General features: G+C 75.1%; 10 protein-coding genes and 1 pseudogene. 2 read left to right on the top strand and 9 right to left on the bottom strand.

From position 1 onward, the window contains the following. The 3 genes from EFE23_RS13215 to EFE23_RS13205 all read right to left on the bottom strand — a co-directional run. The coding region (locus EFE23_RS13215) for a MauE/DoxX family redox-associated membrane protein (RefSeq protein ID WP_369410324.1) at positions 1 to 330 on the bottom strand (330 nt) is incomplete at its 3' end. A 75-nt stretch (positions 331 to 405) separates the two neighbouring features. Beyond that, positions 406 to 1,002 carry a cell wall protein gene (locus tag EFE23_RS13210; RefSeq protein WP_123241210.1) on the bottom strand — a complete coding sequence of 199 codons (597 nt, stop codon included), beginning with the start codon at positions 1,000 to 1,002 and terminating at the stop codon, positions 406 to 408. A gap of 15 nt (positions 1,003 to 1,017) precedes the next feature. Then, on the bottom strand, positions 1,018 to 1,428 hold the full coding sequence (locus EFE23_RS13205; protein WP_123241209.1) for an RlpA-like double-psi beta-barrel domain-containing protein: 411 nt from the start codon (positions 1,426 to 1,428) through the stop codon (positions 1,018 to 1,020). A 221-nt stretch (positions 1,429 to 1,649) separates the two neighbouring features. Between EFE23_RS13205 and EFE23_RS13200 the strand changes: the two genes are divergently transcribed. After that, positions 1,650 to 3,098 (top strand): amidase, encoded by a 1,449-nt coding sequence (locus EFE23_RS13200; protein ID WP_158675853.1) that lies wholly within the window; start codon positions 1,650 to 1,652, stop codon positions 3,096 to 3,098. A 161-nt stretch (positions 3,099 to 3,259) separates the two neighbouring features. Here EFE23_RS13200 and EFE23_RS13195 read toward each other — a convergent pair. After that, positions 3,260 to 4,126 (bottom strand): annotated as a pseudogene (locus tag EFE23_RS13195) (alcohol dehydrogenase catalytic domain-containing protein); the annotation flags it as partial. A gap of 78 nt (positions 4,127 to 4,204) precedes the next feature. Beyond that, the gene (locus tag EFE23_RS13190) at positions 4,205 to 4,714 is read right to left on the bottom strand and encodes an FBP domain-containing protein (RefSeq protein ID WP_123241207.1); all 510 of its coding nucleotides are present in this window, start codon (positions 4,712 to 4,714) and stop codon (positions 4,205 to 4,207) included. A 211-nt stretch (positions 4,715 to 4,925) separates the two neighbouring features. Between EFE23_RS13190 and EFE23_RS13185 the strand changes: the two genes are divergently transcribed. Then, a complete protein-coding gene (locus EFE23_RS13185) occupies positions 4,926 to 5,837 on the top strand; it encodes an NAD-dependent epimerase/dehydratase family protein (protein WP_123241206.1) in 912 nt (303 codons plus the stop codon). Between the two features lie 78 nt (positions 5,838 to 5,915). Here EFE23_RS13185 and EFE23_RS13180 read toward each other — a convergent pair whose 3' ends face one another. The 4 genes from EFE23_RS13180 to EFE23_RS13165 all read right to left on the bottom strand — a co-directional run bounded on the left by EFE23_RS13180 (position 5,916) and on the right by EFE23_RS13165 (position 10,183). Continuing rightward, on the bottom strand, positions 5,916 to 7,235 hold the full coding sequence (locus EFE23_RS13180) for a cytochrome P450 (protein ID WP_123241205.1): 1,320 nt from the start codon (positions 7,233 to 7,235) through the stop codon (positions 5,916 to 5,918). Beyond that, positions 7,232 to 7,987, bottom strand: a complete 756-nt coding sequence (locus tag EFE23_RS13175; protein WP_123241204.1) for an alpha/beta fold hydrolase — start codon at positions 7,985 to 7,987, stop codon at positions 7,232 to 7,234. Before EFE23_RS13175 ends, EFE23_RS13180 begins: the two co-directional genes overlap by 4 nt. Before the next feature lie 131 nt (positions 7,988 to 8,118). Next, positions 8,119 to 9,333, bottom strand: a complete 1,215-nt coding sequence (locus EFE23_RS13170) for a hypothetical protein (protein ID WP_148058443.1) — start codon at positions 9,331 to 9,333, stop codon at positions 8,119 to 8,121. Between the two features lie 82 nt (positions 9,334 to 9,415). After that, positions 9,416 to 10,183, bottom strand: coding sequence for a class I SAM-dependent methyltransferase (locus EFE23_RS13165; RefSeq protein WP_123241202.1), 768 nt, complete (start codon positions 10,181 to 10,183; stop codon positions 9,416 to 9,418). Positions 10,184 to 10,276 lie beyond the last annotated feature (93 nt).

Genomic DNA, 10,276 nt, shown 5'->3' with positions numbered 1-10,276 from the left:
GGTCGCCCGGGCGCTCAGGCAGCCGCAGGAGGACGCGGGGGCGGCGCGGCGGGCGTACGTCAGGTAGGCGAGGAAGCCGACGGCCAGCAGCGCCGCGGCGGCGGCCGCCGGTCGCCGTACGGGTGGCAGCAGGAGCAGTGTCCCCACGGTCAGCTCGACCCCGCCGAGCAGCCGGTACGCGGGCAGCGCCCGGCGTTGCCCGAGCAGCCGGGGCAGCGCCGTGCGCTGGGCGGCGGCCGGGGCGTGCCGGCTGAACAGTTTGACGCGGGCGGACCAGATCAGCACCGCGCCGAGGACCGGCGGTTGCAGCGCCGCGATCATGTCGATCATGGGTTTCCTCCCATCGGGTTGGCCGGTGGGCGCCGCCCGGGCGCGGAGCGGCCCGCGTCGCCCGGGCGGCGCCGGTCAGGCGGCGGCGTAGACGGTGGCGATGTCGATCTCGTTGGTGTCCGGGTGCCAGGCGCCGAGCACCTGGACGTGCCGGCCGACCTTCAGCAGCGACAGGTCGCTGACCGCCGGGGTGCCGTTGTAGACCGCGGCGGACCGGCCGGGCACGACGTGCGCGACGATCCGCCGGCCCATGTGGTCCAGGTGCAGGACGTTGCGGCCGACCGCGGCGATGTGCGCGTGCAGGTTGACGATGTTGACCCAGACGGAGTCGGCGGCGAGCGTCCCGTCGGGCAGGCGGACGCCGCGGGCGTACAGCCCGTCGCCCACGGCCACCTGGTCGAAGGTGCTCGGGTGCAGCTTCCAGATGCTCGTGCCGTCGGTGACCCGGATCGAGTGCAGTACGGTGTCCGAGCCGGTGACCAGCAGCAGGTGGCCGGAGATCTTGCTGATCCGGCCCTCGACGAAGTTGGGGTCCGGCGCACCGGGTTCGACGGCCGCCGCCTCGGCGGCGAAGGCGGCCTCGGGGGCGAGTGAGCCGAGTCCGGTGGCGCCCACCACGCCGCCCAGCGCGGCGGTGGCGAGCAGTCGTCGCCGGTCCAGGGTGTGGGGCATGGCCGATCCTCCTGTTCAGACGATGTCGACCGAGCAGGGCCGGAGCCCGACGGAGAGGCTGGCGATCGCGCTGAACGCCGCGGGGGTCAGGTCGATGATCCGGTTGCTGCCGCAGGCCGAGCCGCAGCAGGTGGTCTCGCCGCAGAACAGGTCGGTCTGCGGCCCGCAGTCGGCGATGGTGGTGCCGACCCGGGCGCCGTTGCAGAGGTTGGTGGTGTAGTGCCGGAACCCGCAACCGCGCCGGCTCATGCCGAGCCCGCAGGTGTCGGGGTGGGTGATGGCGTAGCAGGCGTCCGAGGTGTTGGGCCAGGCGTGCTGGTAGTTGCCCGAGTTGCAGGTGCCGCAGGCGCCGTGCCCGGTCGAGCCGCAGGGGCCCCAGGCGTTGCCGCAGCAGAACCACGACATCTCGCCGCGTAGAGCTGCCATGGATACCTCCTCCCTAGCGCGTCATCGACAACGATGGATGTCGATATGGCTGGCTATTGTGCTGGCGGAGATTGACCGACGTCAACGCCTGCGGCGAAAATTTCCTACACCTGCCGGGATTCGGCGGCGCCCGGCGAATGTGCATCCGCTGTGGACGAAGATGTATCCAGTGGATGGCCGTTGGTCTACAGTGGCGTCAGCCGCACACCGGGAGGCCGCGCATGACGGAACTGTGGCGGATGGGGGCGCTGGAGATCGCCGCCGCGATCCGCGCCGGGGAGACGACCAGCCGCGCCGTGCTCGACGCGCTCCGGGCGCGGATCGAGGAGGTCAACGGCCACCTCAACGCCGTGGTCGGCCTCGACGAGAACGCCACGGCCGCCGCGGACGCCGCCGACCGGGCGGTGGCCGCCGGGGAGCCGGTCGGCCCGCTGCACGGCGTGCCGGTCACCATCAAGGAGTGCATCGACGTCGCCGGGTGCGCCACCACGCACGGCGCGGCGGCGCTCAGCCAGGCCCTGGCACCACGCGACGCGCCCCTGGTCGAGCGGCTTCGGGCGGCCGGCGCGATCCCCTTCGCCCGGACCAACATGCCCGACTTCGGGGCGCGCGGGCACACCGACTCGTCCCTGCACGGCCGCACCCACAACCCGTGGGACCCCGCCGTCACGGCCGGCGGGTCGAGCGGCGGCGAGGCCTCCGCCATCGCCAGCGGCATGTCCCCGCTCGGCGTGGGCAACGACGTCGGCGGCTCGGTCCGCGACCCCGCCAACCGCTGCGGGATCGCGGCCATCAAGGCGTCCACCGGCGTGGTGCCGCACGCCTCCTCCGTCCCGCCGGAGGAGGCGCTCATCACGTACCAGCTCATGCTGGGCCAGGGTGTGCTGGCCCGGCGGGTCGCCGACGTCCGGGCCGCCCTCCTGGCCGTCGCCGGGCCGCACCCGCGCGACCCCCTGGCCCTGCCCGTCACGCTGACCGCCCCGGACCCGGACGCCCGGCTGCGCGTCGCCGTCGCCGCCGAACCGGCCGGCTGCGACGTCGACCCGGCCATCGCGGCCGCCGTCCGCGCCGCCGCCGACCGCCTGGCCGCCGCCGGGCACATCGTCGAGGAGGCCGCCCCGACCGGGTACGAGCGCATCCTGGACATCTGGTCGGCGCTGGTGATGAACGACTTCCGGGTGCTGCTGCCGGCCCTGGAGGGCGTCCTCGCCGGCGGCTCGAAGGCCTACCTCACGTACGCCCAGGAGCTGGTGCCGCCGCTCAACTCGGCGACCGTGACGGCGCTGTACCTCGAACGACACGCCACCGAGCTGCGCTGGCACCGCTTCCTGTCGGACTGGGACGTCCTGCTGACCCCGACCGGCGCCACCCCACCGCCCGACCACGACGCCGACATCGCCTCGCTGGACGGGCTGCGCGGCGCCCTCGACCTGCTCCGTCCGATGCTGCCAGCCAACCTGATGGGCCTGCCGGCGGCGGTCGTCCCCTGCGGGATGGCGTACGGGCTGCCCGTCGGCGCGCAGTTCACCGCCCGCCGGTTCGGCGACCTCACGGCCCTCGCCGCGGCCCAGGCCGTCGAGGACGCCTGCGGTGTGCTCACCCCGATCGACCCCGTGGTGCCGCCGGCCGGCGACGGCCCCGCCGGGGCGCCGCTCAGCGCGGCCGGATGAGACACATCCCGCCCGGGTCGGTCCATCGTGGTCAACGCGTCGGGCACCTCGGCGAGACCGATGGTGCGGGTGATCAGCTCGCCGGGACGCAGCACCCCGGCGCTGACCAGTCGGAGCAGCTCCGGATAGGCGTGCGCGGGCATGCCGTGACTGCCGCGCACCTCCAGCTCGTACGCGATGACGAGTTCCATCGGCAGGGCCGGGCGGCCCTGGGCGGCGGGCAGCAGCCCGACCTGCACGTGGCGTCCGCGCCGCCGTAGGCCCTCGATCGAGGCGACGCAGGTGGCGGGACTGCCGAGCGCGTCGAGGGACAGGTGCGCGCCGCCGCCCGTGGCCTCCCGGACGGCCGCGGCCACCTCGCCCGACCCGGTGAGCGCACCGCCGTCCAGGCAGACCGTCGCTCCGCAGCGCCGGGCGAGGTCGAGCGCGCCGGGGGCGACGTCGACGGCCACCACGAGTGCGCCGCACGCCGCCGCGATCATCACCGCGGACAGGCCCACCCCGCCGCAGCCGTGCACCGCCACCCACTCGCCGGCGGCCACCCGCCCCTGGCCGACCACGGCCCGGAACGCCGTGGCGAACCGGCAGCCGAGCGCCGCCGCGGTCGGATGGTCCAGCTCGTCGGGGAGCCGGACCAGGTTGACGTCGGCGTGCCGCACCGCCACGTACTCCGCGAAGGAGCCCCAGTGGGTGAAGCCGGGCTGCGCCTGCCGTTCGCAGACCTGCTGGTCGCCGGCCAGGCAGGTCGGGCACTGCCCGCAGGCGCAGACGAAGGGCGCGGTGACCCGGTCGCCGGGCCGCCAGTTGCGGACGCCTGCGCCGACCGCGGTGACCACACCGGCGAACTCGTGCCCGGGGACGTGCGGCGGGCGGATGTCCGGGTCGTGTCCCCGCCAGCCGTGCCAGTCGCTGCGGCACAGCCCCGTCGCCTCGACGCGGACGACCGCGCCCCCGGCCGGTGGCTCCGGGTCCGGCACGTCACGGACCTGCGGTCGGGCACCGAACTCGTCGAAGATCACGGCACGCATGCGCCGCATCCTCACACGCCCGGGCCACGGCCGGGCGCGCACCCCGGCCCCGAACGAGCCGAGCGGTACCGGCGCGGGTCAGCCCAGGGCGACGCGGTCGGCGAAGGCCGTCAGGTTGGCCATCGCCCGGTCGATCCGCTCCTGGAGGGTCAGGGTCTCCTCCCGGCGGACCAGCCGCATCTTCGGCTGCCGCTTGCCCCGGACGTAGAGCGAGCAGGCGAGGTCGGCGCAGATGTACTCGCCGACCGTGTTGCCCTTCCGGCCCGCGGGCCCGGCCAGCGGCGCGACGAACAGCGCCACGCCGGACGAGGTGTGGTCGGTGAGGCAGATCCGGCACATGCTCGACCGCACGGCGGTCGTCCTGCGCGCCTCCGGGCGCCGCAGCACGATGCCGGTGAGCCCGTCCCCGCTCGGCACGACGAGCAGCGCCCGCAGCGGGGCACCGGGGTCGGTCCAGCCGAGGAAGTCCAGGTCGCCCCAGGGCAACCCACCCTCCGCGAGGCCCGGGGGCATGCGGATCCGGCTCGCCTCGCCCTTGCTGCAGTTGACGAAGGACGCCCGGATGTCCTTCTCGTCGAGTGGTCGCATGACTGCGAAGCTAGGTCGTCCTCCCTCGGCGCGGCACCCGCTTTTCCCGCGCACCGCGCGGGGAGCCGGTCCGCGGTGTGAGTGGTGTCACCGCCCGGCCGCCGTGTCGGGGCGGGCCACCGTGTCGACCGCGCCCGCGCCGGTCCGGCTACGCTGAGCTGCTCAACGGCGGCCGCCGCCGGCTGAACCACCAAGCGGAGGAGAGGTGACCATGACCGAGCGTGGTGCCGGGTCCGTCCTGCCCGGGCGCGTCGTCGTCACCGGCGCCACCGGCAAGCTCGGCCGCACGGTGGTCGCGCACCTGCGCGGGCTGGGCGTCGACGTGCTGGCGGTGGACCGCGCCGGCGGGCGCGACCCGCGCGCCGTCGACGGCGAGTTCCTCCTCGTCGACCTGACCGACTACGGGCAGGTGGTGGAGGCGCTCACCGGCGGCGCCGACGAGCACGCCGGCAGGGTCGAGGCGGTCGTGCACCTGGCGGCGGTCCCGGCGCCGGGCCTGATGCCGAACGCGGCCACCTTCGCGAACAACTCCGCGGCGACGTACAACGTCTTCGCCGCGGCCCGGGCCGCGGGGATCAAGCGGGTGGTGTGGGCGTCCAGCGAGACGGTGCTCGGGCTGCCCTTCGACACCCCACCGCCGTACGCGCCGGTCGACGAGGAGTACCCGCCGCGCCCGGAGTCGACCTACTCGCTGAACAAGGCGCTCGAGGAGGAGATGGCGCGGCACTTCTGCCGCTGGGACCCGGAGCTGGTCATGGTGGGTCTGCGCTTCTCCAACGTGATGGACGTCGAGGACTACGCGGCGTTCCCGTCCTTCGACGCCGACCCGCGGCTGCGCCGATGGAACCTGTGGGGCTACATCGACGCCCGGGACGGGGCCCAGGCGGTCGAGCGGGCGCTGGCTCACGACCGGCCGGGCGCGGACGTCTTCATCATCGCCAACGCCGACACCGTGATGAGCCGGTCGAGTGCCAGCCTGATGGCCGAGGTCTACCCGGGCGTCGAGATCCGCCGGGAGCTGGGCGAGCACGAGACGCTGCTGAGCATCGACAAGGCCCGCCGGGTGCTCGGCTACCAGCCCCGGCACTCGTGGCGGGACCACGTTCGTCCCGCCGGCGGCTGACCGTCGCTCAGGACGCGGGTTCCGGCTCGTAGCCCGCCGGCGAGCGCCGCGAGCGGACGGTACTCCCCGGGTGACCGGTCAGCGCCGCCGCCACCGGATCGGCAGGCGCTTCACGCCGCGCTGGAAGTTCGACCGCAGGTAGGCGGGCCGGCCCGCGTACGTGAGGGTCGAGGTGCGGGCGAGCAGCGCCTCGAACAGCGCGCGGAGCTGGCAGCGGGCCAGGTGCGCGCCGAGGCAGAAGTGCGGTCCGTAACCGAAGACCAGGTGCGGGTTGGGCTGGCGGGTGAGGTCGAGCCGGTCGGGCTCGGCGAAGACGCGTTCGTCGCGGTTGGCCGAGGCGAACGAGACCACCACCTTGTCCCCGGCCCGCACCGGTACGCCTGCGACGGTGGTGTCGGCCGTGGCGGTGCGCCGGAACACCATCACCGGCGTCCACCAGCGCAGCAGTTCGTCGACGGCGGTGTCGAACAGCGCCCGCTCGTCGCGCAGCCGGGCCAGCTCGTCCGGGTGCTCCAGCAGGGCGATCATCGCGCCCGGCAGGCCGTTGCGGATCGTCTCGTTGCCGGCCACGGCGAACAGCCAGAACATGTTCTCGAACTCGTCCACCGTCAGCCGGTCCTCGCCCCGCTGGGCGAGCAGGATGGACATCACGTCCGGCCCCGGGTCGCGGCGTTTCGACTCGGCGAGCAGGTGCGCGTACGCGTAGAGGTCGGCCATCCCGGCCCGGGTCCGCGGGTCCGGCATCCGGCCGTCGGCGTCCGGGGCCGGCCGGTGCCGCAGCGCCTCCCGAGCCGCCGGGGTGCCGGCCTCCGGGTCGAACGCGGCCGACACCGCGTAGTCCGGGTCCTGGAAGCCGATCACCCGGTTCGACCAGTCGTAGAGCAGCCAGCGGTCGGGCTCCGGCATACCGAGCACGTCGGCGAGGGTGAGCAGCGGCAGGTCGGCGGCGAGGTCACGGGCGAAGTCGCAGGTGCCCTCGTCGGCGTCGCCAATCACCCGGTCGACCAGCGCCGCCGCGTTGGCCCGGATCGACGCCTCCAGGGCGGCGACCGCGCGCGGGGTGAACGAGCGGGCCACCGGCCGGCGCAGCCGACCGTGCTCCGGCGGGTCCATGTTGAGCATCATCCGGCGGACGTAGTCGAGGTCCGCCGGGGTGGCCGGGTCGCGGATCTGGGTGGCGCCGAGCCGGGACGAGAAGAGCCCGGGCTGCTTGAGCACCTCCGTCACGTCGGCGTGCCGCAGCACCAGCCAGAAGCCCGGGCCGCCGGGCAGCCCGAGCAGCGGCGGCTCGTCCACCCACACCACCGGCGCGGCCGCGCGCAGCTCGGCGAGCAGGTCGTACGGGACGCCGTCGACGTAGGTGCGGGGGTCGACCAGGGGTGCCGGGTCGACGCTCACTGCCCGAGGAACTCCTCGAGCACCGTGACCAGCCGGACCGGGGTCTCGTACATCGCGTAGTGGCCCGCGTTGGCGAGCACCTCGAGGCGGGCGTTGGGGTAGTGCCGCAGCCACGTCTCGCGCATCGTGTCGGCGCCCAGCGCCGGGTCGTGCTCGCCGACCACGGCGAGGGCCGGCACCGGGTTGCCCTTCACCTCGTCGGTGAAGTCGGTCCGCGCCCAGGCGGCCAGGTACGCGCCGAACGCCTCGCGGGTCGAGTTGTCGAGGGAGAACCGCACCATGGCGTCGAGCCACCGTCCGGACAGCCGGTTGCCGGTGGTGAGGTCGATGATGGCGCGGCGCTTGTCCGGGTCGGCGGCGGCGCCGTCGAACAGCGCCCAGCTCTGCAGGTCGAACGGCACCCCGCCGGCCGGCACCGGGCTGATGCCGACGAGGCGGTCCACCCGCCCGGGCGCGTCGGCCAGGACCCGTTGGGCGGCGCTGCCGCCCATGGAGTGTCCGACCACGGAGAAGGTGTCCCAGCCGAGGGCGTCGGCGAGGTCCCGCGCGTCGCGGGAGATCTCGGCGATGCTGTGCTCGCCGGCCACCTCGGTGCGGGCACCGTACCCGCGGTAGTCCAGGAACGCCCAGGTGAAACGGTCGGTGTCGATCAGCTCGGGCAGCCCGCCCCAGCCCCGCGCCGATCCGAACCAGCCGTGCAGGGCCAGCACCTTGTGCGGCCCGTCACCGATGCTGATGTGGCTGATCGTCATGGCGACCCCTTCCGCTGTCGCGGCGCTGCGACCCAACACTGGCGGTGTGACAGCGACCGTAGCCCGTGGGCGCACCGAACGGAAGAGCGGCCGGCGGGGCGCTCAGACCGGGGGCCGGCGGCGCGCGAACGTCACGAGCCCGGGCACAGGAGCGATCCGACCAGCGGCAGCTGAAGGGGTTGCTGGCAGAGCAGGCCCGCCGTCGGACCGGTCGACGGCGCCGGGCCGCCGGGGCTGGGCGTGGCGGCCGGTGGCGGTGTGGTGGCCGCCGGGGGCGTGGTCGCCGGCGTGACGGCGGACGGCCGGGCACCGGCGCTCCGTACCGGCTCGGAGACCGCTGCGGCCGGCGCGGCCGACCGGATCGCCGCCCCTGTCTCCCGCCGGGCCGGGCCGTCCGCGTCGGCGACACCGGCCGGGGGTCGGGACCCCGGCGTGCTGGTCGGCGACGGGACCGCGCCGCCCGTGGGGCTGCCGGCGGGCGTGCCCGGGAACCCGCCGTCGAGCACGAGCCGGCCGTCCCGGCTCGCGGCGGCCCCGTTCGGTCCCGGGTCCGCCCGGTACGGCCTTCCCGCCGGGGCGTTCACCGTGCCGGCGGCCAGCGCGCCGATGGTCAACGCGACGGCGACGGCGCCCGCGGCGGCCAGCCGTTCGGGGCGCAGCAGGGGAGCGGGCGCCGCCTCGGGCGGCACCGGGGAGGGCGCGGTCGGCCGGGCCGCGCGGTGGGTCGCGAGCAGGGCGTCGACCTGAGGGACGATGGCCGCCCGCGCGCCGGTGGCGGTGGCGAAGGCGAGGGTGAGGTAAAAGCGGAAGTTCACCGCCGCGGCGGCCGGCACCCGCAGCCCGGCCGGCCGGCGGCCGTCCACGGTGGGCAGGAGCGTGATCGGGACCTCCGGGTGGTGGGCCGGCCCCCGTACCTCGGTGTGGGTCCACTCGCGCCGCCCGGCCCGCCCGGCGAAGGCGACCCGCCGGTCCGTCACGACCGCCATCCCGGTGTCGACCAGCCGCAGGCCGGCCGGCAGCGGGTGGGTCGTCGGGTCGACCGCCCCGGTGGCGAGGGTCAGCGCGGGCGCGGGCAGCCCGCGCAGGTGCCGTGCTTCCGCCTCGACCAGTTCGGCGGCCGGCAGCACGCGGTAGACCACCTCGTCGTCGGCGAGCGCCACCGGTAGGCCGGTGCGGGGCTGGGTGCACCCCAGGAATCCGGCGGCCTCGATCCGCAGCCGGATCAGCTGGTCCTCGCGCCGGAGCCAGCTGCCGAGCGCGGCCTCGTACGCCCGCTGCCGCCGGTCGTTCTCGCGTCGTGCCCACCTGACCTGCCACTGTGGCCGGCCGTTCACCGTTGCCGTCACAACCGGTACAACGGTGACTGCGCAAGGTGGACACGACGGTGGGTGAATTGCCGGAAAAGCACCGCCGGGCGGCGGAGGTGCCCTACCGCTCGCCGAGCCGGCGGGCGAGGTGGACGACGATGTCGGCGGCGATCTCGACCGTCGCCGGCAGGGCCTGCGTGATGCGGCGGTACGCCTGCTCCCGCGCCGAGGCCGGCAGCGTCAGATAGGCCGAGACCGTCGAGAGATAGCCGACGTAGTCGCGCGCGGTCATGGTCACGCGCCGCTCGATCACCGACTGCCGGACGTCGGTGAACCACGCGGACCGTTGCAGTTCGGTGCCCGGCCACTGCGTGTCCTGCTCCGGGGGCGTCCCGTCCGGGGACGGCACCTCGTCGCTGCCCAGGAACGGCGCCCGGGCGGCGCGCACCGCCTCCTCCACCGCCGGGTCGGCCAGCCGGACCGGGCCGCCGAAGGACGCGAACACGCCACCCGGCTCCAGCAGCGCGGCGGCACGCGACCACCGGCCCTCCGGGTTGGTCCAGTGCAGCGCCGCCGCCGCGTAGAGCAGGCCGTACCGCGCGTCCGGCCGCAGGTCCTCGAACGCGGCCCGTACGGTCCTGACCTCCGCCGGTACGTGCCTGCGCAGCTCGGCGAGCATGGCCGGGTCGGGGTCGGTCGCGGTGACCGCGACCCCCCGCCGCGCGAACAGCCGGGTCGCCTTGCCGGTCCCCGCGCCGATCTCCAGCGCGGTCGGCACCGGGCGGCCCGCGTACGTCAGCACCAGGTCGACCAGCTCGACGGGATAGCCGGGCCGGAACCGTTCGTACTCTTCCGCCACCGTCCCGAAGCTGAGCGCGCGGCCAGACATGCCGAGCATCGTGCCACGCCCTCCGCCGGCAACGCGCGATCTTTACCCGCCGACCCATGCCGCGATCATCCCTCTTTCGGGAGATATGGGCGT

This window comes from Micromonospora solifontis (assembly GCF_003725545.1).
GTDB lineage: Bacteria > Actinomycetota > Actinomycetes > Mycobacteriales > Micromonosporaceae > Micromonospora > Micromonospora solifontis.
The sequence above is the reverse complement of the archived record's forward strand: the minus strand, read 5'-3'. Positions and strand labels throughout refer to the sequence as shown.

What these genes read in the sequence shown, in the direction of transcription:
- EFE23_RS13210 (WP_123241210.1), bottom strand. Translation starts at nt 1,002, where the DNA reads ATGCCCCACACCCTGGACCGGCGACGACTGCTCGCCACCGCCGCGCTG.
- EFE23_RS13205 (WP_123241209.1), bottom strand. Translation starts at nt 1,428, where the DNA reads ATGGCAGCTCTACGCGGCGAGATGTCGTGGTTCTGCTGCGGCAACGCC.
- EFE23_RS13200 (WP_158675853.1), top strand. Translation starts at nt 1,650, where the DNA reads ATGACGGAACTGTGGCGGATGGGGGCGCTGGAGATCGCCGCCGCGATC.
- EFE23_RS13190 (WP_123241207.1), bottom strand. Translation starts at nt 4,714, where the DNA reads ATGCGACCACTCGACGAGAAGGACATCCGGGCGTCCTTCGTCAACTGC.
- EFE23_RS13185 (WP_123241206.1), top strand. Translation starts at nt 4,926, where the DNA reads ATGACCGAGCGTGGTGCCGGGTCCGTCCTGCCCGGGCGCGTCGTCGTC.
- EFE23_RS13175 (WP_123241204.1), bottom strand. Translation starts at nt 7,987, where the DNA reads ATGACGATCAGCCACATCAGCATCGGTGACGGGCCGCACAAGGTGCTG.
- EFE23_RS13165 (WP_123241202.1), bottom strand. Translation starts at nt 10,183, where the DNA reads ATGTCTGGCCGCGCGCTCAGCTTCGGGACGGTGGCGGAAGAGTACGAA.